At 65.0% G+C, this 22,060-nt stretch carries 17 protein-coding genes, 1 pseudogene and 1 riboswitch; of the genes and pseudogenes, 9 read left to right on the forward strand and 9 right to left on the reverse strand.

The annotated features are described in order from the left end of the window. Positions 1-17: 17 nt before the first annotated feature. Entirely contained in the window at positions 18-1,235 is a 1,218-nt protein-coding gene (locus ABQJ48_RS14460; RefSeq protein WP_367838709.1) for a XylR family transcriptional regulator, read from the reverse strand. A 272-nt stretch (positions 1,236-1,507) separates the two neighbouring features. On the opposite strand from ABQJ48_RS14460, the pseudogene ABQJ48_RS14465 reads away from it, so the two are divergent. From ABQJ48_RS14465 to ABQJ48_RS14490, 6 genes and pseudogenes are all read left to right on the forward strand, one after another. After that, positions 1,508-2,594: pseudogene (locus ABQJ48_RS14465) on the forward strand (xylose isomerase). A gap of 219 nt (positions 2,595-2,813) precedes the next feature. Then, the gene (gene xylF, locus ABQJ48_RS14470) at positions 2,814-3,842 is read left to right on the forward strand and encodes a D-xylose ABC transporter substrate-binding protein (protein ID WP_367838688.1); all 1,029 of its coding nucleotides are present in this window, start codon (positions 2,814-2,816) and stop codon (positions 3,840-3,842) included. Positions 3,843-3,919: 77 nt separating this feature from the next. Further along, complete coding sequence (gene xylG, locus ABQJ48_RS14475) at positions 3,920-5,479, forward strand: D-xylose ABC transporter ATP-binding protein (protein ID WP_367838689.1); 1,560 nt, start codon at positions 3,920-3,922, stop codon at positions 5,477-5,479. After that, complete coding sequence (locus ABQJ48_RS14480; protein ID WP_367838690.1) at positions 5,476-6,675, forward strand: sugar ABC transporter permease; 1,200 nt, start codon at positions 5,476-5,478, stop codon at positions 6,673-6,675. The genes xylG and ABQJ48_RS14480 overlap by 4 nt, the downstream gene beginning before the upstream one ends. Before the next feature lie 306 nt (positions 6,676-6,981). Further along, on the forward strand, positions 6,982-9,261 hold the full coding sequence (locus ABQJ48_RS14485) for a xanthine dehydrogenase family protein molybdopterin-binding subunit (RefSeq protein ID WP_367838691.1): 2,280 nt from the start codon (positions 6,982-6,984) through the stop codon (positions 9,259-9,261). A gap of 61 nt (positions 9,262-9,322) precedes the next feature. After that, the gene (locus ABQJ48_RS14490; RefSeq protein ID WP_367838692.1) at positions 9,323-9,787 is read left to right on the forward strand and encodes a (2Fe-2S)-binding protein; all 465 of its coding nucleotides are present in this window, start codon (positions 9,323-9,325) and stop codon (positions 9,785-9,787) included. Between the two features lie 239 nt (positions 9,788-10,026). Here the strand turns inward: ABQJ48_RS14490 and ABQJ48_RS14495 are convergent, their stop codons facing one another. From ABQJ48_RS14495 to ABQJ48_RS14525, 7 genes are all read right to left on the reverse strand, one after another. Beyond that, on the reverse strand, positions 10,027-11,565 hold the full coding sequence (locus ABQJ48_RS14495) for an efflux transporter outer membrane subunit (RefSeq protein WP_367838693.1): 1,539 nt from the start codon (positions 11,563-11,565) through the stop codon (positions 10,027-10,029). Beyond that, positions 11,562-12,608 (reverse strand): efflux RND transporter periplasmic adaptor subunit, encoded by a 1,047-nt coding sequence (locus ABQJ48_RS14500; protein WP_367838694.1) that lies wholly within the window; start codon positions 12,606-12,608, stop codon positions 11,562-11,564. The genes ABQJ48_RS14495 and ABQJ48_RS14500 overlap by 4 nt, the downstream gene beginning before the upstream one ends. Continuing rightward, positions 12,605-12,814 (reverse strand): DUF1656 domain-containing protein, encoded by a 210-nt coding sequence (locus ABQJ48_RS14505; protein ID WP_367838695.1) that lies wholly within the window; start codon positions 12,812-12,814, stop codon positions 12,605-12,607. Before ABQJ48_RS14505 ends, ABQJ48_RS14500 begins: the two co-directional genes overlap by 4 nt. A gap of 45 nt (positions 12,815-12,859) precedes the next feature. Continuing rightward, positions 12,860-14,971 (reverse strand): FUSC family protein, encoded by a 2,112-nt coding sequence (locus ABQJ48_RS14510; protein ID WP_367838696.1) that lies wholly within the window; start codon positions 14,969-14,971, stop codon positions 12,860-12,862. Between the two features lie 6 nt (positions 14,972-14,977). Continuing rightward, entirely contained in the window at positions 14,978-15,583 is a 606-nt protein-coding gene (locus ABQJ48_RS14515) for a MarR family winged helix-turn-helix transcriptional regulator (RefSeq protein ID WP_367838697.1), read from the reverse strand. Positions 15,584-15,893: 310 nt separating this feature from the next. Further along, positions 15,894-17,552, reverse strand: a complete 1,659-nt coding sequence (locus ABQJ48_RS14520; RefSeq protein WP_367838698.1) for an ATP-binding protein — start codon at positions 17,550-17,552, stop codon at positions 15,894-15,896. Between the two features lie 4 nt (positions 17,553-17,556). Beyond that, a complete protein-coding gene (locus tag ABQJ48_RS14525; protein ID WP_367838699.1) occupies positions 17,557-19,074 on the reverse strand; it encodes an ATPase domain-containing protein in 1,518 nt (505 codons plus the stop codon). Positions 19,075-19,354: 280 nt separating this feature from the next. Between ABQJ48_RS14525 and ABQJ48_RS14530 the strand changes: the two genes are divergently transcribed. Then, positions 19,355-19,798 (forward strand): hypothetical protein, encoded by a 444-nt coding sequence (locus ABQJ48_RS14530; RefSeq protein WP_367838700.1) that lies wholly within the window; start codon positions 19,355-19,357, stop codon positions 19,796-19,798. Between the two features lie 25 nt (positions 19,799-19,823). Here the strand turns inward: ABQJ48_RS14530 and ABQJ48_RS14535 are convergent, their stop codons facing one another. Continuing rightward, positions 19,824-20,438, reverse strand: coding sequence for a histidine phosphatase family protein (locus ABQJ48_RS14535; RefSeq protein WP_367838701.1), 615 nt, complete (start codon positions 20,436-20,438; stop codon positions 19,824-19,826). A gap of 89 nt (positions 20,439-20,527) precedes the next feature. After that, positions 20,528-20,681, forward strand: a riboswitch (adenosylcobalamin (AdoCbl) riboswitch). Between the two features lie 2 nt (positions 20,682-20,683). Between ABQJ48_RS14535 and ABQJ48_RS14540 the strand changes: the two genes are divergently transcribed. Next, positions 20,684-20,917, forward strand: a complete 234-nt coding sequence (locus tag ABQJ48_RS14540; protein ID WP_367838702.1) for a CbtB domain-containing protein — start codon at positions 20,684-20,686, stop codon at positions 20,915-20,917. 14 nt (positions 20,918-20,931) lie between these two features. Next, positions 20,932-21,672 (forward strand): CbtA family protein, encoded by a 741-nt coding sequence (locus tag ABQJ48_RS14545; RefSeq protein WP_367838703.1) that lies wholly within the window; start codon positions 20,932-20,934, stop codon positions 21,670-21,672. The last annotated feature ends 388 nt before the right edge of the window (positions 21,673-22,060 follow it).

The following is a 22,060-nucleotide window of genomic DNA, read 5'->3' on the forward strand; positions in this document are numbered from 1 at the left end:
AGAAGGGAAAGCCACGTTCAGCCGGGGGTGGTCGCCGGATTCGCGCGCGCCTGATATTCGCGCGGCGTACAGCCAAGTTCCCGGCGGAAAACCGCATACATGTATTGCAATGACGTGAAGCCGCAACGAATCGCCACTTCCGCGCTCGACGCATCGCGTTTGGCCAGCAGCGCCTTCGCGACATCGAGCTTATGGCGCAGGATTTCCTGATGCACGGTGCACTGCCGCTCGCGCCGGAAGTACTCTTCTAGCGACGAGCGCGATACGCCCACATAGTCGGCCACCTGCTCGGTGCGAATTCCCTGGCACGCGTACTGGCGGATGAAGTGCCGCGCGCGCATCACATAGGGGCTCGCTAGCGGTTGATACCGCGTCGATTCCAGCACATTGATGCCGACCGGTGGCACGAGAATGCGCCGCCCCGGAAAACGCGCGCCGTGCAGCATCTGATGCAAAACGTGCGCGGCGGTCCGCCCCATTTCCTCGGTGCCCTGAATCACGGACGAAAGCGGAATGCGCGTCAACGTGCGCGTCAGCGGGTCGTTGTCGATGCCGATGATCGCGACTTCCTCGGGAACCGGAATGCCCGCGATCAGACACGCCTGCAGCAGATGCCGCGCTCGCGCATCGGTCACTGCGATGATGCCGACCGGCTTCGGCAATTGCCTGAGCCAGGCGGTGAGCTGCTCGGTCGCCTGGTTCCATGACGGCGCGCTGGTGGACAGCCCGCGATACATCTCGCTGTCGATCTGCGCGCCGCTGCGACCATCGGCGCGGCGCAAATGCGCGAACGCAAGTTCGCGCTGCTGCGCCCAACGGTTTTCCTGCGCCTGCGGCAGGCTGTACAACGCGAAGTGTTCGAGGCCGGCGCCGATCAGATGCGTATAGGCGAGCGACACGAGCTTGCTGTTGTCGGTCGCGATATAGGGTAAGTCGGGAGGGTAGTGCGCCGGGTCTTCGAATGACGAGCCAACTGCGACCACCGGCAACGGACAGCCGCGCAGGGCTTCGCCCACAGCCGGGTCGTCGAAGTCGGCGATGATGCCGTCGCCGTCGAAGCGCTCGATGCCGGTCAGCCGGCAGCGGAAATCTTCTTCGAGGAAGAGATCCCACGCAACCCGGGTCGACAGCAGGTAATTGCCGATGCCGGTGATGATTTCGCGGTCGTAAACCTTGTTCGCATTGAACAGCAGTGCGATCCGATGGGTCGTCTGGGGTGTCTGCGGACGGGGCATGGCGGTGAGGGGCGCGCAGATGGTGGGATCTGCCGCACCTTTGTCTCCTGTTTGTTGGCCGCTCAATGGAGCGCCATTTTTACGCGTCCGGTTATTCTAGGCCCCGAAGCGGGCGCCGGTGCCAAACAAACGCGCGGGCGGTAAGAAACATCAAGCGAACTGCGCAATTTCGCAATTGCCGATGCCTCACGCACGCGGCAGCATGGCGTCACCCTGTAGACCGCTGTGAAGAACCGGCGAGGGTTGCAGTGCAGCATACCTTGGAGACGCTGATGTCCTACTTCGAACACATTCCCGAGATCCGCTATGAAGGCCCGCAATCGGACAACCCGCTTGCGTACCGCCATTACGACAAAAGCAAGCGGGTACTCGGCAAGAGCCTCGAAGAACAGCTGCGCATTGCCGTGTGCTACTGGCATACGTTCGTGTGGCCGGGCGTCGACATTTTTGGGCAAGCCACCTTCAAGCGTCCGTGGCAGCAGCCCGGCGGGCGCCGCGACCAGCCCCGATCCGGAGATCTTCGCGTTCGCCGCGACGCAGGTGCGCCACGCGCTCGATGCGACGCACCGGCTCGGCGGCGAGAACTATGTGCTGTGGGGCGGGCGCGAAGGCTACGATACGCTGCTGAACACCGACCTCGCGCGCGAACGCGAGCAGCTTGCGCGCTTTCTGCACATGGTGGTGGATCACGCGCACAAGATCGGCTTCAAAGGTTCGCTGCTGATCGAGCCCAAGCCCCAGGAGCCGACCAAGCATCAATACGACCACGACGTCGCGACCGTGCACGGCTTTCTGTTGCAGCACGGGCTGGACAAGGAAATTCGCGTGAACATCGAGGCCAATCACGCAACGCTCGCGGGCCACTCGTTTCATCACGAGATCGCGTCGGCCTACGCGCTGGGGATCTTCGGCAGCGTCGACGCGAATCGCGGCGATCCGCAAAACGGCTGGGATACCGACCAGTTTCCCAATAGCGTCGAAGAACTGACGCTGGCCTTCTACGAGATTCTCAGGCATGACGGCTTCACGACGGGCGGCATGAACTTCGATTCGAAAGTGCGGCGCCAAAGCGTCGATCCCGAAGATCTGTTCTACGGCCATATCGGCGCCATCGACAATCTCGCGCTAGCCTTCGAGCGCGCGGCCGTGCTGGTCGAAAACGATCGGCTGGAACAGTTCAGGCAGCAGCGCTACGCGGGCTGGAACGCGGAGTTCGGCCGCAAGATTCTCTCCGGCGACTATTCGCTGTCGACCCTCGCCACCGATGCACTGGCGCGAGAGCTCAATCCGCAGCACGCGAGCGGTCAGCAGGAGAGGATGGAGAACATCGTCAATCAGGCGATTTATAGCGGACGCTGAAACGCGCCCGGCGCATGCAATAGAAACAGAGGGCATTACATAAAGATCGCGCGGCCACGTCGACCGCGCGCAGGGGAAGCTTTGGCTTGTCGCTTGACCGGTTCTGTCGCTCGCAGCGCGGACCGACCAATCCGGTATTCCGCTAATACAACGAAACCATCTTTCACGGGTCCGAAGTCAGTGCTCACGCACCCGCTACGGTCGACAAAGGAGACAGACATGCAATTCAAAACGCGTCGTAACGTACTGAGTTCCCTCGTGTGCGTAGCGGTACTCGCCAGCCTTTCGCTTGCCGCGCCGCTTGCGCACGCCAGCAAGGATCACCCGGAAATCGGCTTCTGCATCGACGATCTGCGCGTCGAGCGCTGGTCGCGCGATCGCGACTATTTCGTCGCTGCGGCGGAAAAGCTCGGCGCGAAAGTGTCGGTGCAATCGGCCGACGCGAGCGAGGAGCGGCAAATTTCGCAGATCGAAAACCTGATCTCGCGCGGCGTGGATGTGATCGTGATCGTGCCGTTCAATTCGAAGACGCTCGGCAACGTGGTTGCGGAAGCGAAGAAGGCGGGCATCAAGGTGGTGTCGTATGACCGTCTGATTTTGGACGCGGACGTGGACGGCTATATCTCGTTCGACAACGAGAAGGTCGGCGAACTGCAGGCGCAAGGCGTCTACAACGCGCAGCCGAAGGGCAACTACTTCCTGCTCGGCGGCGCGCCGACCGACAACAACGCGAAGATGCTGCGCGAAGGGCAACTGAAGGTGCTCAAGCCCGCCATCGACAAGGGCGACATCAAGGTGGTCGGCCAGCAGTGGGTGCCTGAGTGGAGCGCTTCGACGGCGCTGCGCATCGTCGAAGACGCGCTGACCGCGAACAACAACAAGATCGACGCGATCGTCGCGTCGAACGACGGCACCGCGGGCGGCGCGATCCAGGCACTCGCCGCGCAGCACATGGCGGGCAAGGTGCCGGTGTCGGGCCAGGATGCGGACCTCGCGGCGGTCAAGCGGGTGATCGCCGGAACGCAGACCATGACCGTGTACAAGCCGCTGAAGCTGATCGCGAGCGAAGCGGCCAAGCTCTCGGTCGCGCTGGCCAAGGGCGAGAAGCCCGCGTTCAACGCGCAGTATGACAACGGCAAAAAGAAAGTCGACACGGTGCTGCTGCAACCCACGTTGCTCACCAAGAGCAATGTCGATGTAGTCGTCAAGGACGGCTTCTATAGCCAGGCCCAGCTTGCGAGCCAATGAGTAACGCGCGCGCGGCGGACTCCGGCGCATGTGACAAGCACCGACGCCGCCGCGCGCCTTGCAGCGAGGCATAGCGAATGACGCAAGCTCTACTGGCGATGCGCGGCATCGTCAAGGCGTTTTCCGGCGTGAAGGCGCTCGACGGCATCGACCTGACGGTCGCGCCGGGCGAGTGCGTCGGTTTGTGCGGCGAGAACGGCGCGGGCAAATCGACGCTCATGAAGGTGCTATCAGGCGTGTATCCGCACGGTACCTGGGATGGCGAAATAAGCTGGGAAGGCGCGCCGCTGAAGGCCGCGAACGTGCGCGATACCGAACGCGCCGGCATCATCATCATCCACCAGGAGTTGATGCTGGTGCCGGAGTTGTCGGTGGCCGAGAACATCTTTCTCGGCAACGAGATCACGCTGCCCGGCGGCCGCATGAACTACGCCGCGATGTACCAGCGCGCCGACGAATTGCTGCGCGAACTCGGCATTGGCGGTATCAATGCCGCGCAGCCGGTGATGAACTATGGCGGCGGCCACCAGCAGTTGATCGAGATCGCCAAGGCGCTGAACAAGCGCGCGAAGCTGCTGATTCTGGACGAGCCTTCGTCGTCGCTGACCACGTCGGAAATCAGCATCCTGCTCGATATCGTGCGCGATCTGAAGCGGCGCGGCATTGCCTGCGTGTACATCTCGCACAAGCTCGACGAAGTGGCGGCGGTCTGCGACACGATCAGCGTGATTCGCGACGGCCGTCATGTCGCGACGGAGCCGATGCACGCGCTCACCACCGACCGCATCATCTCGCTCATGGTGGGCCGCGAGATCAAGAACCTGTTTCCCCGCGAGCCGCATCCGGTGGGGGAGGTCATTTTCGAAGCGCGTAACGTCACCTGTTTCGACGTGACCAACCCTCGCCGCAAGCGCGTGAACGACGTGTCGTTCGCGTTGCGTCAGGGCGAGATTCTCGGCGTGGCTGGACTGGTGGGCGCGGGCCGCACCGAGTTGATGCAGGCGATCTTCGGCGCGTATCCCGGCGCGAGCGAAGCGAGCGTGCTGGTGAACGGCAAGCCGCTGAAGATTCGCGCGCCCATCGACGCGATTCGCGCGGGCATCGCAATGGTGCCGGAGGATCGCAAGCGCCACGGCATCGTGCCGGGCATGAGCGTAGGTCATAACATCACGCTCGCGGTGCTGGAGCGTTTTGCATCCGGTGGGCGAATCGACTCCGCCGCCGAACTCGACACGATTCACACGGAGATGAAGCGGCTTTCGGTGCGCGCCGCGCATCCCATGTTGTCGATTGCGAGCCTGTCGGGCGGCAATCAGCAGAAGGCCGTGCTCACGCGCATGCTGCTGACCGATCCGAAAGTGCTGATCCTCGACGAACCGACGCGCGGCGTCGACGTCGGCGCGAAGTACGAAATCTACAAGCTGATTTTCCAGCTGGCGCAGCGCGGGATGTCGATCGTGATGGTGTCGTCCGAATTGCCCGAGGTGCTCGGCATCAGCGATCGCGTGCTGGTGATCGGCGAAGGCGAACTGCGCGGCGACTTGGTCAACGACGGCCTCACGCAGGAGGACATCCTCGGCGCCGCGATCCGTCCCGTGCAGCGATCAACGAACCCTACCGCAGCGAGTGCAGCATGACGCCTGACCTTACCTCCCAACGCGCCGACAACACCGTGCCGCGAGGCGCGTTCGGCGGTCCGCAGCGTATTCAGCAACTGTTCGCGCGCTACAAGATTCTCGCGTTGCTGATCGCGGTGGCCGCGATCTGGATTTTCTTTTCCCTGCTCACGCATGGCGCGTTCATCACGCCGCGCAATCTGTCGAACCTGCTGCGGCAAATGTCGATCACCGGCATGCTCGCATGCGGAATGGTGTTCGTGATCATCGCGGGTGAAATCGATCTGTCGGTCGGCTCGCTGCTCGGTCTGCTCGGCGGCGCGGCGGCGATACTCGACGTCAACCGGCACTGGCCGATCGCCGTCACCGTACCGGTGGTGATGCTGCTCGGCTTGCTGGTCGGCATGTTCAACGGCTGGTGGTCGACTTACCGGCGCGTGCCTTCGTTCATCGTCGGGCTGGGCGGGATGCTCGCGTACCGCGGCATTCTGCTGGGCGTGACCGGCGGGTCGACCGTCGCGCCGGTGTCCGACGGTTTCGTGTTCGTCGGCCAAGGGTATCTGCCGCGGCTCGCGGGCGACACGCTCGCGGTCGTGCTGTTCCTGCTGCTCGCGTTCCTGACGATCCGGCAACGTGCGAATCGCCGGCGCTATCAGTTGCGGGTGGTGCCGTTGTGGCAGGACGTGGCGAAGGGGGTCGGCGCGGGCGCGATTCTGGCGGGCTTCGTTGCTACGCTGGATCGTTACGGCGGTATTCCGGTGCCGGTCCTGTTGCTGCTTGCGCTGCTCGGCGTTTTCATGTGGATCGCGACGCAGACCGTGTTCGGGCGGCGCGTCTATGCAGTGGGCTCGAACCTCGAAGCGACGCGGCTCTCCGGCGTCAATACCAACCGCGTGAAGCTGGCGATCTTCGCGCTGATGGGGCTGATGTGCGCTTTCGCCGGCATCGTCAATACGGCGCGGCTCGCGGCAGGCTCGCCCTCTGCGGGCTCGATGGGCGAACTGGATGCGATCGCCGCGTGCTTCATCGGCGGTACGTCGATGCGCGGCGGCTCCGGCACCGTGTACGGTGCATTGATCGGGGCGCTGGTGATGGCGAGCCTCGATAACGGCATGTCGATGCTGGACGTGGACGCCTACTGGCAGATGATCGTGAAGGGCAGCATTCTCGTGCTGGCGGTGTGGATCGATGTGGTGTCGGGATCGAACCGGCGATGAGGTGACACGCTAGCCCGCTTTCAACGTGCGCTCGCGCCGGGCCCGTCGCCCGGTTGCGCCGCGACGCGTCGGTACGCGGCGCGCGGCAGCGCACGTTCCCGCTCATTTAATGAAACACACCACGATTAACCCCGCCCCGTAGCAGTCGCCTGATTCCCCGCCCCACGCCGCTCGACCCGAGCAAACGAATTTAAGTCTCCCGTCTGCTCATCCGTCTTATTACTATTGCGCAACAACCCCCGAGGCGCCCCGCGCGCTTTAGCAGCTTCCGTTGGTCATCATCGTGCAGGCTGATCGAGCCATGTCATGTTAAAGCGCAGAACCTTCCTGCTCGGCGGCGCGAGCGCAGTGGGCGCATTGCTGGTCGGCTGGTCGGTGCTGCCGCCGCGTCAACGGCTGAATACGTCGACGCCGCTGCCGGCAGAAGGCTCGCAAGTCGCGCTCAACGGCTGGGTCAAGATTGCCGCCGACAACAGCGTGACGATCATCGTGTGCAAGGCCGAGATGGGCCAGGGCATCCACACGGGTCTTGCGATGCTGCTCGCCGAGGAACTCGACGCCGACTGGTCCCAGGTGCGGGTGGAAGAAGCGCCGATCGACAAGATCTACAACAGCGTGCAGAACATCGTCGACGACTTGCCGTTTCGCCCCGACGACGACGGCCTGGTAAAACGCACCACAGTCTGGTTCACTCGCAAACTGGTGCGCGAGGGCGGCACGATGATGACGGGTGGTTCGTCGAGCATCAACGATTTGTGGACGCCGATGCGCGAAGCCGGCGCGTCGGCGCGCGCGATGCTGATCGGCGCGGCAGCGTCGCAATGGCAAGTGCCGCCCGGCGAGTGCCGCGCTGAAAGCGGTCACGTGGTGCACGCGGCGGGCCATCGGGCGAGCTTCGGCGAACTGTCGGCGCTGGCCGCGCAGCAGGCGCTGCCGCGCAAAGTGACGCTGAAGGATCCCGCCGACTTCAAGCTGATCGGCCGACCGCTGCGCCGCGTCGAAGCGGCATCGAAGATCAACGGCACGGCGCGCTTCGGCATCGACGCGCTGCCCGATGGCTTGCTGTACGCGAGCGTCGTGATGTGTCCGACGCTCGGCGGCACGGTCGCGCATTTCGACGCGGCGCCTGCGCAAAAAATGCCGGGCTTCGTCAAGGCGTTCGTGGTCGCGCCGTATAGCGGCGGCACCGGCGGCGTCGCCGTGATCGCGCAGAATCCGTTTCGCGCGATGAACGCGGCCAGCGCAATAGGCGCGGCTGGCGTCACGTGGCAGCACGGCGCCGCCGCGACGCTGTCGAGCGCGGACGCACAGGCGCGCCTCGCTCAAGCGCTCGATGACAGCGACGGTTACGCGTACTTGCATCGCGGCAATGTCGACGCCGCGATGAGCCGAGCGAAACAGACCGTCGACGCCGAATATCGCGCGCCGTATCTGGCGCATGGCGCGGTCGAGCCGGTCAACTGCACAGTGCAAGTGGCGGACGGCGCGGCCACGGTATGGGTTTCGACGCAAATGCCCGCGCTTGCGCGGGCGCACGTCGCACAAGTGCTGAACCTCGACAGCGACAAGGTCGACGTGCAGACGCAATTGCTCGGCGGCGCATTCGGGCGGCGGCTCGAACTCGACTTCATCGCGCAGGCGGCCGCAATTGCGCGCGAGGCAGACGGGCGTCCGGTGCAGACCATCTGGTCGCGCGCAGAAGATTTCACACACGACTTTTATCGGCCGGCGTGCGTGTCGCGGCTCAAGGCGGGCGTCGACGCGCAGGGCAAGCTGCTTGCGTGGCGCAGCACGTCGGCTGGGCAGGCGATCGTGCCGGAATCGCTGAAGCGCTATTACGGCGTGCCCCGCGTTCCGATCGACAAGACCACCTGCGAAGGTGCGTTCGATCAGCCCTACGAATGGCCTGCCGCGCGCGTCGCGCACAAGGTGGTCGAGTTGCCGGTGCCGGTCGGTTTCTGGCGCTCGGTCGGCCATTCGCATCAGGCCTTCTTCACCGAAAGTTTCACGGACGAGGTCGCCGCCGCCGCCCGCCAGGACCCGATTGCGTTTCGCGCCGCGCTGCTGGTCGACCATCCGCGCCATCTCGCGGTGCTCGAGCGCGTCGCGGTGTTGTCGCAGTGGGGGCGTGCGTTAAAGCGTGCGGCCGATGGCGCGCCGTGCGCGCGCGGCGTCGCGCTGCACGAGGCGTTCGGCAGCGTGGTTGCGCAGGTGGCGGAAGTGTCGATCGGGCCGCAGCGGCAGATTCGCGTGCATCGGGTGGTCTGCGTGATCGATTGCGGCTTGCCGGTGAATCCGAACCTGATCCGTCAGCAGATGGAAGGCGGGATCGTGTTCGGTTTGTCGGCCGCGTTGCAGGACGAGATCACGATCGAGAAGGGACAGGTGAAGCAGATGAACTTTGTCGACTTCCCGGTCGTGCGGATCAGCGATTGTCCTGTGATCGAAACGCACATCATGCCCAGCCAGATGCATCCGCAAGGCGTCGGCGAGCCGGGCGTGCCGCCGATCGCGCCCGCGGTCGCGAATGCGGTATTCGCCCTGACCGGCACGCGTTTGCGCACGTTGCCGTTGCGGCTCGCGTGACGCAACGGCGCTTCGACATGACTCACGGCGATGCCACGGCGCCGCGACTCGGGAGGCAAGCATGGAAACACTGAACATCAACGGCCGGGCGGTGGCCGTGCAGGCCGAACCGGATATGCCGCTGCTATGGGTGCTGCGCTGCGAACTCGGCATGACCGGCACCAAGTTCGGCTGCGGCGTGGGCATCTGCGGCGCGTGCACGATTCATCTGGACGGCGCGGCGTGCCTTGCGTGTCAGACACCGATGTCGTCCGTGCACGCCACCCAGAAGATCACGACTATCGAAGGCGTGCAGGGCGCCGAAGCGCAAGCGTTGAAGGCGGCGTGGATCGATGTCGACGTGGTGCAGTGCGGCTATTGCCAAAGCGCGCAATTGATGGCGGCGTGTGCGCTGCTCAAACGCAAACCCGATCCGACCGACGCCGATATCGACGCGGCGATGTTCAACATCGTGTGCCGTTGCGGGACCTATCCGCGCGTGCGTGCCGCGATTCATCAGGCGGCGGGAAAGCGCCGGCCGGCTTAGCGGCATACTGGCGCATCTTTCGCAGAACTGAGCTTTTCCCGGTCGGGACGCCAGGCGGGCTCAATTCGCCAGCATTTCGACGACGGCGACCGCCGCCGCGAAAATGCCGATGCATCCGCCCAATGTGACTGCGCCTGGCAGGAATGGCGACATAGGTGACTCCGTAACGTGTGAAGTGAGTGTCACCTATTTGACCGGAAATGAAAGGAAAAGAAAGATTGCCAGAATAAACCGGAAGGTCACGGGGCTTTGCCTGCCGTGGCGGAGGCCGTTGCTGCACCCGGCATGGCTTTCCCGGGCACGGCTACATCAGGGGTGGCGGCCCCGTGGGTGCTTGCCGCATCGGTTTCCCACCCGCCGCCTAGCGCGAGGAACAGATTGACCTGATCGATGGCCACCTGGCCTTCCGCTGCCGCCACCTGCGATCGCGTCGAAGTCAGCGTGCGCGTCGCATCCAGATCGGAGATGAACGACTCGCGCCCGGCGCGATAGAGCCGGTGGGTTTCGTCCGCCGACTCGGTCGCCGACTTTAGCGCGGCGCGCAGCGCGTCGGCGCGCGCGTAGTCCGATGCATAAGTGGCCAGATCGGTTTCGGTCTCGCGCAGCGCGGTCAGCACGACGCCGTCGAACCTGGCGAGCGCCACCTGGCTCGACGCCTGCGCTTCCCGCACGCGGCCGCGCGCGCCATTGGCCGGGAAGGTCCAGCTGATCAGCGGACCGAAGCCCCAGCGCGCGGTGGCCGCCGTGCCGAGGTCCTCGAGAACCCCGGTCAGGCCCGCCGACGCGCCGATGCTGACCGTCGGATAAAGCGCGCCGGTGGCGACGCCGATGCGCGCCGTCGAAGCCGCCAGCTGACGCTCGGCCTCGCGCACGTCCGGGCGGCGCTTGAGCAGCGCGGCGCCGTCGCCGACCGGAATCGGCTGACGGATCTGCGGCAGCCGGTCGCACGCCAGCACAGCCGGCGGCAGGTCGGACGGCGCGCGCGAGAGCAGCGCTGCAAGCCGGTACTGTGCAATCTTGCGCCGTGCCGTATAGCGCGGAATATCCGCCGACAACGTATCAACCTGCGTCTGCCCGCGCGTCACCTCGGTCTGATTGCCACGGCCCGCGTCGCGCAGGCGGCGTGACACGTCCACGCGCTGCTTCTGCAACGCGAGCGATTGCTGCGCGATCCTCAGTTCTTCGGCGGCTGAGCATTGTTCGACATACGAGCGCACCACGTCCGCCACCACGGTGATCTTCGCGAGATCGCCAGCGGCCTGCACGGACTCGGTATCCGCCGCCGCCGCTTCCACGCCGCGCCGCAGCTTGCCGAACAGATCGATTTCATACGCGACGCTGATGCCAATGTCGCCTTCGTTGACGACCGGTATTTTCTCCGTGAGCAGAAACTGCTCGGCCGATTCCTGTGCACGCTCGACCTGCGCCGATGCTTTGCCCGAGAAGCCGCCCTGCGCTTGCGCCACGCCCAGCGCTTCACGCGAACGCGCGAGATTCGCGGCCGCGACGCGCAAGTCGGTATTCGATTGCAGGGCCTCGTCGACGAGACCGTTGAGCACCGGATCGTCGTACAGCTTCCACCACACGGCGGGCACGTTGCCCGTCGAGGTCAGCGTGGGGTCGGCGCCTTCGATCGGCGCGTTGGCGAGCGGCGCGTTGACGAGCGCCTGTTGCGGCAGCGAGTAGTCGGGGCCGACATTCACACAGCCGCCGAGCGCGACGGCGAGCGGCAACAACGGCAGCAGCGGCAGGAAGGGCAGAGCCCGCGACAGCTTCATTGCGAGGCGCCCGAGGAAGTTGACACCGATGCCGGCTGTGCGGCCGACGCAGTGGAAGCCGCGGACACAGCCGCAACGGAAGCCGTAGCCGAAGCGGACGAAAAAGCGGACGAAGAAGCGGACGACAAAGCGGACGAAGAAGCCGAAGCCCCCACCGCCTGACGCCTTCCGACCGGCGACAGATCACGCACCGACACGGTCGCGGTGCGCCCCGCGATCATGCGGAAGTCGGCGGGCACTTCGTCGAGTGCGACGCGCACCGGAATGCGCTGTGCGAGCCGCACCCAGCTAAACGCGGGATTCACGCTCGGCAGCAGATTCGAGCCTTGCGTGCGGTCGCGATCCTCGATGCCGGCGACGATGCTTTGCACGTGACCGCGCAGCGGCGTGGGCTCGCCCATCACCGTGATGTCGACCGGTTGACCGATTTCGATCCCGCGCAGCTTGGTTTCCTCGAAGTAGCCGTCGACGCGGAACGAGTGCATGTCGACCACCGAGAGCACCGGCCGCCCCGCGGCGACGAATTCGCCGGCGCGCGGCGCGCGATCGTTCAGATAGCCGTCGACCGGGCTCACGATCGTCGCGCGCTGCAGGTTCAGCCTGGCCGTGTCGATCGCGACGTTCGCATCGGCCAGCGCGGCTTCGCCCGCCTCGACGCGCGAGCGGCTTTCTTCCGCGACTTCGGCTGCGACGAGGTCGCCGAGCTTGCGGTTGCGCGCATCTTCACGGCGCGCCTGATCGAGCGTCGCGCGGCGCTGCAACGCGGTGGCCTGCGCCTGGCGCAGCGCGAGCGAGTAGCGGGCCTGATCGATCACGAACAGCACCTGGCCTTGCCTGACCTGCTGGTTATCCACCACCTCGACCGACGACACCAGCCCGGAGATATCCGGCGCGACCTGGATCACGTCGGCGCGCACGTGTCCGTCGCGGGTCCACGGCGCGAACATGTAATAGGCGATCAGCTTCCACAGCACCAGTGCTGCAACCACGACGACGATCAAGGTCAGCAGGATCTGACCGACGGAGAACCAGGTTTTTTTCACGTTATTAGCTTGTGCGAAACGACAACGACAAGGCCCAGCACCAGCACATAGACGCCGAGATCGAAAATGGAGCGATGCCAGACGAGGCGGTAGAAGCCCACGCGCGCGAGCACCGCGCGGATCACCAGGTTGATCAGGTACGCGATCAACATCAGCACGAGGACGGCCGGCACGAACACACCGAAGACGTCGATTTCACCGATCATCGCGGGCACTCGGAAAGAGGTGGAACGGGTTGCGGGACGGGTGCATCAGCTGGCGGCCTGCGGTTCGGGCGGTGGCGGTGTCGGTGCCGTCACCACCGCGGGAAACAGCGAAAGACGCAAGCCGACCAGCGCGTGCAGCGCGTCGCGCAAATGGCGCGCCGAGGCTTGCGAAGTCGGGCTGGGCGCGCTCGCGTTGGCCAGCCCCAGCGCGGTCACGCGTGTGACGGCTGCGTCGATCGACCTCATCAGGCTAGCGGGCACCGGCCCGCGTTTGCGGCGGTTCACGCACTCCTCATAGTAGGTGCGCACGCCGTCGAGAACATGTTCGATCGCGGCCGGCGCTTCGCCGCCGAGCTTGTGGGTCAGGCGCCGCAGGTCGAGCGCATTGAAGGCGATGCGCAGATCGCGGAAGCTTTCGATCGACGGATGACGGTGATCGTCGGTTGCGGCGAGGCGCGGTATCAGTTGCATGAGCCGGTCGAGCATGCGCGCGGCGAGGTTGCGCTGGTCCTCGATGTGCCGCGCCGTCGTCGCCGTGAGCGCGACATCGGCCCAGCTCGAGCGCAGCAGGCGGGAGGCCGCGAGTTCGGCGCCGAACGGGCGCGTCACGCGGGTCCACACGTACGCGTAGAGCAGACCCGCGAGGCCCGCGAGATTGCTGTTCAGAAACGTCAGGAAGTTCGCGTCGTACGCGTCCTGAATGCTGATGAAAGTGGCGGTATTCACCGCGACCAGCACTGTCGCCATGTTGAACTGCGGACGCGGAATCAGCGTGCCGACCATGATGAACGGCACCGCGAACAGAATGACCAGCATCGGGAAGTCATGTACGTGCGGCAGCACTGCGAACAGATAGATGCCTGCCGCGACGACGCTGATGCCGGTCGCGACGAAGAAGCGAAACACCATCGGCGCGGGTTCGTCGAGCGCGGCGAAGAAACAGCAGGCCACCGCCGCGAGCGTCACCGCACTGGCGCCGTCGTTCCAGCCCGAGCTGATCCACAGACTGCACGCGAGAATGACCGCCGCCGCTGCCGACGTCGTCGCGAACAGCATGATGCCGCGGTCGTAGAAGCGCTCGGTGCCGCCCAGCCGCCAGTGGCGAAAGCGCGGCCGCCACGTGCCTTCTTCGCGCGTGATGATGATCCGTAGCGACCGGCAGTCCTGCCACACGTCGATGACCTGCTTCATGCGCCAGAGTGCATTGGACAGCAGCGCGCCGTCCCAGCCGGTGAGCGCGGCGGCCGGCGGGCGCATGGCGGCGATGCGCTCGCGCAGCGCGTTGGCGGTTTCGTCCGGATGATAGCCGCGGCTGACGGCGGGCAGCGGCTCGTTGAACCATGTGATGACATCGGCGAGCAACGCTTCGAGGCCTTCCGGCCAGCGGTGGCGGCCGCTGTTGTATAGCGCGATAAGCGGATCGGCGAGCGACGACATGATCGGCAGCAGCAGTTGCATGCGTCCGCGCAGTTCGTGCGCGCGCGCCACCAGGTCCGGCCGCGTGTGATCGTACGCGAGCTGGCTCAGCAGCAGTTCCAGACCGTTGATGGTGGCCGCGAGCCGCTGCCGGGCGCCCGAGATCGCCGAGCCGGCAATCCGTCCGGATAGCGTTTCCGTTGCATAGAATGCGGCATCGCGAAACCATGCGTCGGTCCGCTCGATGATGGTGGGGGCAAGCCGGCTCGGAAACAGCGCCCCGCCGACAATGCTCGCGCAGACGATGCCGAGCGTGATTTCCTCGGTGCGGCTGATCGCCAGATCGAAGACGCCGGCCGGATTCGTTACGGAGGGCAGCGCGATGATCGGCATCGTATAGCCGGCCAGCATGAACACGTAGCTGCGCGCGGTGCGGTCGGACACGGCCAGGTACAGCAGCGTGCCGGTCCACAGCGCGACGATCACACTGAACAGATATGGCGATTCGACGAAGGGCGGCACCAGCAGCACCGCGCCCGCTGCGCCGAGCACGGTGCCTAGCGCCCGATACAGCGCCTTCGAGCGGGTCGCGCCGACGAACGGATTCGAGACGATGTAGACGGTGGCCATCGCCCAGTACGGCCGTGGCAGTTCGAACCTGAGACCGATGTACAGCGCGAGCATGGCGGCGGCAAAGGTCTTGACCGAGAACAGCCAGTCGCGCAGGGAGGGATAGACCATGAAACGTTACGCCGGATCACCGGCGTGGTGCGGCGCCGCTGCCTGTGCTTTGCCTTCGTTGGAACCTGGCGCCTTCTCGGCCTTGCGGGTCGGCTTGCCTGCGGCGGATGCCGGCCTGGCCGGCGCGGGCTTGGACGCGGGGTGCCCGGCGGGCTCGGCGCCACCTTGCTCGGTGCGCGCAGCGGGCTCGGTCGTGAAGGCGTTCAGCACGCGCAAGGCTGCTTCGAGATCGCTGCGCGATACGTGTTTGAGCGCGTGAGCACGCAGCGCGACCAGTTCTTCTTCCATTTTCGCGGTGACGGCCCGGCCCTCGTCGGTGAGTGCCACGGTCTTCGCGCGGCGGTCGTCGGGATCTTCTTCGCGGCGCATCAGGCCCGCAGCACACAGTTGATCGAGCAGCCGCACGAGCGACGGCCCCTCGATGCCGATGTGGTCGGCCAGCGTCACCTGGCGCACCGCCGAGCCGAGCCGGCTGGCAATCAGGAGCGGCGTGGCGCACGCCTCGGAGACATTGAAGGCCGCCAGCGCGCCGTGACTCGTGCGCCGCCACTTCCGGGCGGCCACGACCAGGGTGCTGCTGACGGTGCGGCGCAGCGCATCGAGATTTGGCATGGCCGGTATTGTATTTCCAAAATATTCGTTAGCAAACTATTGAATTGGGAATTGTTGCGAGGCGGGGACAGTCTAGAGGCGCAACGCGATAGCGGTCCGACCGTCGCTGCGGGGCCGAGCCGTTGCAATGCGTAGGGGATAGGGCGTGGTAACCTGGCGAAGCCAGTAGATTGGGAATGCGATAGTGCCGCTCACAGCGCGCCGCGGGGCGATGCCCGCATGATGCAACCGCCAGGTCAGCGCAGCGGGCCGCTTATCACACCTGCGATGGGATGCCGCCAACTAGCGTGCGAGCCCGACCATTCAGCCGTCACGCCGCCAGCCCAAGCCGCACGGTGCGCGCCAGATCGTCGAGCTGAAACGGTTTGCGCAGAATCGTGCAGCGCTTCACCGCCAAACCGGAAATGTCCACGTCCGCGTAACCGGTCGCGAGAATCACCGGCAAATCCTCGCGCAGTTTGCGCGCTTCAGCGATGACGTCGATCCCGTTCATGCCGGGCATCGCGAAGTCGACCATGAGCAGGTCGGGCTTGTCGTCCTCGAGTCGGTTCAGGCCGGCTTGTCCGTCCGCTGCTTCGGTCACGGTATAGCCGAGCATGCGCAGCGACTCGACCAGCATGGCCCGCACCTCGCCGTCGTCTTCGACCACCAGTACCCGCTTCTCACCGACCGCGTTGGCTTCCGCGTTGGAAGCCACCTCGGTCTGCGGGATCGAGCGTTCGCGCAACGGCAGCCAGACCTCCACGGTGGTGCCGGCGCCTTCTTCGCTGAACAGACGCGCGGTGCCGCCCGCCTGCGTCGCGATGCCGTAGACCTGGCTCAGGCCGAGTCCCGTACCCTTGCCGATGGGTTTGGTGGTGAAGAACGGATCGAACACGCGCGACACGACTTCCGGCGGCACACCCGAACCCGTATCGGCGACTTCGAGCACCACGTAACGCCCGTCCTTGAGCAGCTGATCGGGCGCCGCGCGCTCCTTCACGCGAATGCGCAGCTGGCCGCCGGCCGGCATTGCGTCGCGCGCGTTGATCGCCAGGTTGAGGATGGCCAGTTCGAGCTGATTCGCGTCCGCATGCGTCCACATCTCGTTGCGCTCGAATTCGTTCGTGTAGCGGATGCTCGATCCGAGCGACACCGTGATGATGTCGTGCATGCCTTGCAGCAACGCGACCACGTCCACCGCTTTCAGATCGAGGTTGCTGTTGCGCGAGAAGGTCAGCAACTGACCGGTCAGTTTCGCGCCGCGTTCGGTCGCGCGTTTGACGGTGGCGGCCATGCCGCGAATGCGTTCGTCGCCGCTCACCCGTGCGATCAACTCCGCATTGACCATGATCACGTTCAGCAGATTGTTGAAGTCGTGCGCGATGCCGCCCGTGAGCTGCCCGAGCGCTTCCATCTTCTGTGATTGCACCAGCACCGCCTGCACCTTGGCGCGCTCGTGAATCTCCATCATCAGGCGGTTGTTGGCGGACGCGAGTTCGTGCGTGCGTGCGGCAATGCGGCTTTCCAGCGAATCGTTCAGCTGCACCAGCGCTTGCTGCGCCTCGATGCGTTCGGCGAGATGGCGGCGCGATTCGTACTGCCGCGCGCGTGCCCTCAGCGACGACGCGACCGCGCGCCGTAGCGTCTCCGAATTCAGTGGACGCTCGAGCACGACCACGTTGCCGAGCCGTTCGAGCACTTCGAGTCCCCGCGCGGAGCGCTGCCTGACGCGCGACGCGGCGAGCAGGATGAACGGAAAGTCGGACCACGCCGGCTGTTTTTCCAGCCATGTGAACAGGCGCGACGCGCGCTCGTCGACCAACGCTTCCTCGGCGATCAGCGCGGCGCCCGCGCCGGCGTCGAGCGCGTCGGAGAGCGCATCGGCGTCGCGGAACGTCACGCACGTGCGCTGATCCTTATGCAGGACTTCGGCAATCACATCGGCATCGCGGCCGAACGGCGCGAGAATCAGGACGCGTTGCTCCATGACCTTACTGCCCGGGCGTGGCGATGATACGGTCGGGCACGCCGAGCAGCGCGGTGCCGCCGCGATAGGACGGCAGGCCGGAGAGCACGCCCTCGAAGTCGCGCAGCGCTTCGCCCACCTCGACACCGCCGTGGGCAAGCCGGAACTGGCGGATCGAGCGTTCGTGGGCATTCGCTCGGCTCTTCACGGCGGTCACCGCGGTCAGCACTTCGCCGTGATACTCGAAATAGCGGAACAGCACGACGACGTCGCTCAGATAGCTGATGTCGATATCGTTCTGCACTTCGCCGATGATGCCGTGCTGGCCGAGCACCAGCATCGTGATAACGCCTTGCTGGTTCAGATAGCCGAGCAGTTCGTGCATTTGCAGCAGCAGGTAGCGTTCGCCGGGCATCGCCTGGAGATAGGCGTTCAGGCTGTCGATCGCGACATAGCGCACGCCTTTCTTCTCTACCGACATACGTACGTCGCTCGCGAATTCGCCGGGCGAGATTTCCGCCGGGTCGATCTGACGCAGCGTCAGCAGACCGCTCTCCACGTGCGGCGCGAGATGCATGCCGAGCGTGGCACAGCGGATCATCAAGGTGGTGAGCGTTTCGTCGAACACGTAGTACACGCAGCGCTCGCCGCGCTCGAGGGCCGCGAGCAGACACGAGACCACGGTAGTCGTCTTGCCTACACCCGACGGGCCGATCATCAGCGCATTGGTGCCTGGAATCAGGCCCCCGCCGAGCAGGGCGTTCAGACCCGCCGTGCCGGTGCTGACCACTGCCGGGTCGAATTGCGCGTGGTGCTCGGCGGCGACGAGGCGGGGATACACGTGGATGCCGCCCGTGTCGAGCGTGAAGTCGTGAAAGCCCTCGCGGAACTTGATGCCGCGCATCTTCGCGATGCGCGCACGGCGACGGTTGCCGCCGTAGTCGTGCGTGATGTTGTCGAGACTGATCACGCCGTGCGCGATGCTGTGCAATTGCACGTCGCCAGGTTTCGACGAGTTGTCGTCGAGCAGCAGCACCGTGCATTCGCGGGTCGCAAAATAGCGTTTGAGCGCGAGAATCTGCCGCCGGTAGCGTAGCGGGTTTTGCGACAACAGACGCAGTTCGGACAGGCTGTCGAGCACGATGCGCGCAGGCTTGAGTTCGTCGACCTGTTTGAGCACCTCGCGCACCGTCTCGCCCAGTTCGACTTCCGCGGGATGCAGCACGGACTGCTCGTATTGTGGGTCGAGGCCTTCGTCGGAGAGCAGCTCCAGGATCGTGAAGCGGCTCACATCCCAGCCGTGGCTCTCGCCGACCGCAAGCAATTCGGGACGGGTTTCCGAAAGCGTGATGTAAAGGCCGGCCTGTCCCTCCTCGACGCCTTTGAGTAGGAATTGCAAGGCCAGGGTAGTTTTACCTGTTCCCGGCGCACCCTCCACGAGGTACATGCGGTAAGGGGTGAGGCCGCCGCCCAGGATGTCGTCGATCCCGTCGATTCCGCAAGACAGGCGCGCCGGCGCGCCTGCGGCATGTGTGTTTGGCATGGTGTAGCGTGGTGCGTCGAATGGGTGGCCGGCGGTTGCCGTGCCGGTACGGCGCAGACGCAATTGCCGTGCCAGCGCTTTGGTTGGTGAGTCCCCCGGAGGCGATTGGTGTGCACTCGACGCAAGCGGTGAGCAAAGGAACTCCCCCTTGGTAGCGAACTAAGGAGCGGCGGGCTTTCGTTCGGCACGGCGCGTGCTGCAACGGCAACGCCAGCCTCATCGCGCTCGCTGGCTGGCGTCAGTGTCACCCGTTGGCTTGTTGCGAAGGACGTATGCTCATATGAACAGAATCCGACTATTCGCCGCCGCGCTTGCCGTTGGAACGCTCGGCGCGCTGGCGGTGGCCAGTGCCGCCTACGCCGACGATGCGCCGAGTCCCTGCGCCGCGCTCAAACGAATCGTGGCGGCCGCGCCGGACGGTCTCGCCTCGTTGACGCCGGACGACGGCAAAGGCGTCGCGCAACCCTACGGCGACGACGCGCAATGTTCGGCGAGTCATCGCAGCTTCCAATGCATGTGGACGCCGCATCGCGACGCCGGCTCGAATGCGGGCGCGCTCGAGGCGGTGGCGGCGGACATCGCGTCGTGCTTGCCGGACGCGACGCACGATCAGAACTCGCCTGGCCGCCAGCATTTCTATCTGGGCGCGAAGGGTAGCCGCACTGATATCACGCTGACGCCCGCGGGGTCGAACCGGTTGCGGCTGGTGGTGTCGGGCAAGTGAGGGCTGCAGCACGCACCGTGCACCGTTAGATAGATATCGGGGATGCCGGCCACCATGTCCAGCCGCGTTGTGAATGACGTAATTCGATCACCGACAGCGGGCCGATCTCGATGCGCGCAAACACTGCGGGCGACGCCCCGAGCGCATGAACGACCGCTGCCCGCAGCAAGCTCGCGTGCGTGATGGCGACGATGTTGCGCGTAGGGTTTGCTTTCGACGGGTTGCTGGAAGAGCCGCTGATCGCCGCTTGCGGTGCGTCGAGCCATGTCCCCATGCGCTTCACCAATTGACTGAACGACTCGCCGCCGTGCGGCGCCGCGTCCGCATCGCGCGTCCATGCGGCTAGCGCCGCTTGCGCGTCAACGGCAAGATCGGCAAGGCGCCGGCCTTGCCAGCAACCGTAGTCCATGTCCGCCAGCATCCCGTCGACCGTCGCGGCGAGGCCGAGCGCCGAGGCGGTTTCGCGCGCGCAAGTGGCCGGGCTGACGAAGACCGCCGCGTCGTCGGGAAGCACGATGCGCGCCCGTGCGGCCTTGGCTTGCGCGAGGCCAAGGGCGTCGAGCGGATCGTCGGCGGGGAAGCGGCCGGCGCGCTGCGCCGCCGTCGATGCGTGGCTGACCAGTAGGAGTCGCGCGTGCATTCGATTGGTTTCCATTGATGTGACGTCCGTGCTGATTCGTGGGCGCGTCGGCTTTACGCGACTTTGCGTCACGGAGGCCGCAGTTTAGCGCGTAGAATGGCGGGACTGCGAAGCGCGGAAGCCGGTGAAAGCCCGGCGCGGTCGCGCCACTGTAATCGGCACATAGAGCCGAAAGCCAGACCTGAGCTTCGCACTCTTCCTCTGCAATCTGCTATCGGGGCGCGCTACCCCAGGAGATGTCCATCATGACTGAAACTGTCTTCAATCCGGCTTCCCAGTCCGCTTCTCAGCCCTTTGATCAACCCACGCCGATTCCGCTACGCGAGTTGCTGCCATGGGTCGTGTTCGGCGGTTTGCTGCTGTTGCTCGCGCTTTACTTCGTCGGGGCGGAACAGGGCGCCACGTCACTGGTTTCCGGCATGTACGTGCACGAGTTCGTGCACGACGGCCGCCATCTGCTCGGCTTTCCCTGCCACTGACGGAGTAGAACAACATGGTTGGTAAATTGTTGGTACGCGGGATGCTCGCAGGCATCGCCGCGGGCTTGCTCACGTTCGGCTTCGCGAGATGGGTCGGTGAGCCGCAGGTCGATCAGGCGATCTCGTTCGAACAGAAGGCCGACGCCGCGCAAGGCGAGGCGCCCGAGCCCGAGTTGGTGAGCCGCCAGACGCAAGCGGGCGTGGGTTTGCTGACGGGCGTGGTGACTTACGGTGCGGCGTTCGGTGGACTGTTCTCGCTGGTCTTCGCGTACGCGTATGGACGGGTCGGGACGCTCAGTGCGCGTGCGCTGTCCGCATGGCTCGCGCTCGGCGCGTTCATTGCGCTGGTGATCGTGCCGACCTTGAAGTATCCGGCGAATCCGCCCTCGGTCGGCGATCCTGAGACGATCGGCACGCGCACCGGGCTGTTCTTTCTGATGATCGCGATCTCGCTGGCCGCCGTCGTCTTTTCACTGAAGGTGCGGCGCCGCGCAGTAATGAGGTTCGGTGCATGGAACGGCTCGATTGCGGCGGCAGTGGTGTTCGTCGCAATCATCGCGGCGGTGCAGTTATCGATGCCGGCCATCAACGAAGTGCCGGCGGCTTTTCCGGCGGTGGTGCTATGGAAGTTCCGCGTCGCCGCGATCGGCATGCAGTCGATCATGTGGGCGACTATCGGACTGCTGTTCGGCGCGCTGGTCGAGCGCAGCGCTTTCATGCGTTCGCATGGGCGTGGGGTGGTGAAGTCGGCTTGATAGTTGTCGGAAGCTGGATTGGCCGTGCAACCGCGCAGGCGGTTGTGCGGCGCATGCAAAGCCCGACATCGTGGCGTCTGGTGAATAGATGCAAATTACATCGGACATCTAATCAATCCGGCGTCGTCGCTGTGACGCTCAATTTGCGATGTTCTCGACTTTATGAAAATAATTGCGCGAAGGGGTTGACGGTGTGCGGGCTGCATCGCATAATTCGCCTCCCGTTTGATGACGGACGCGAAGAAAGCAGAGCTTCTGAGCGAATGATCTTTAAAAACTAACAGCCGATAAGTGTGGGCGCTTGATGCGCGATGCGGTGGGCGGGTTCCGAGGAATCTGCCTGCAGGCAAAAGTATCAAGTCTCACACAGTAATGAAAGAAAGGTCTG

The sequence above is a fragment of the Paraburkholderia suaedae genome (assembly GCF_040812055.1).
Lineage (GTDB): Bacteria > Pseudomonadota > Gammaproteobacteria > Burkholderiales > Burkholderiaceae > Paraburkholderia.

Excerpts from the sequence above, each read along its gene's own strand:
- ABQJ48_RS14460 (WP_367838709.1), bottom strand. The coding sequence starts at position 1,235 with ATGCCCCGTCCGCAGACACCCCAGACGACCCATCGGATCGCACTGCTG.
- xylF (WP_367838688.1), top strand. The coding sequence starts at position 2,814 with ATGCAATTCAAAACGCGTCGTAACGTACTGAGTTCCCTCGTGTGCGTA.
- xylG (WP_367838689.1), top strand. The coding sequence starts at position 3,920 with ATGACGCAAGCTCTACTGGCGATGCGCGGCATCGTCAAGGCGTTTTCC.
- ABQJ48_RS14480 (WP_367838690.1), top strand. The coding sequence starts at position 5,476 with ATGACGCCTGACCTTACCTCCCAACGCGCCGACAACACCGTGCCGCGA.
- ABQJ48_RS14485 (WP_367838691.1), top strand. The coding sequence starts at position 6,982 with ATGTTAAAGCGCAGAACCTTCCTGCTCGGCGGCGCGAGCGCAGTGGGC.
- ABQJ48_RS14490 (WP_367838692.1), top strand. The coding sequence starts at position 9,323 with ATGGAAACACTGAACATCAACGGCCGGGCGGTGGCCGTGCAGGCCGAA.
- ABQJ48_RS14495 (WP_367838693.1), bottom strand. The coding sequence starts at position 11,565 with ATGAAGCTGTCGCGGGCTCTGCCCTTCCTGCCGCTGCTGCCGTTGTTG.
- ABQJ48_RS14505 (WP_367838695.1), bottom strand. The coding sequence starts at position 12,814 with ATGATCGGTGAAATCGACGTCTTCGGTGTGTTCGTGCCGGCCGTCCTC.
- ABQJ48_RS14510 (WP_367838696.1), bottom strand. The coding sequence starts at position 14,971 with ATGGTCTATCCCTCCCTGCGCGACTGGCTGTTCTCGGTCAAGACCTTT.
- ABQJ48_RS14515 (WP_367838697.1), bottom strand. The coding sequence starts at position 15,583 with ATGCCAAATCTCGATGCGCTGCGCCGCACCGTCAGCAGCACCCTGGTC.
- ABQJ48_RS14520 (WP_367838698.1), bottom strand. The coding sequence starts at position 17,552 with ATGGAGCAACGCGTCCTGATTCTCGCGCCGTTCGGCCGCGATGCCGAT.
- ABQJ48_RS14525 (WP_367838699.1), bottom strand. The coding sequence starts at position 19,074 with ATGCCAAACACACATGCCGCAGGCGCGCCGGCGCGCCTGTCTTGCGGA.
- ABQJ48_RS14530 (WP_367838700.1), top strand. The coding sequence starts at position 19,355 with ATGAACAGAATCCGACTATTCGCCGCCGCGCTTGCCGTTGGAACGCTC.
- ABQJ48_RS14535 (WP_367838701.1), bottom strand. The coding sequence starts at position 20,438 with ATGCACGCGCGACTCCTACTGGTCAGCCACGCATCGACGGCGGCGCAG.
- ABQJ48_RS14540 (WP_367838702.1), top strand. The coding sequence starts at position 20,684 with ATGACTGAAACTGTCTTCAATCCGGCTTCCCAGTCCGCTTCTCAGCCC.
- ABQJ48_RS14545 (WP_367838703.1), top strand. The coding sequence starts at position 20,932 with ATGGTTGGTAAATTGTTGGTACGCGGGATGCTCGCAGGCATCGCCGCG.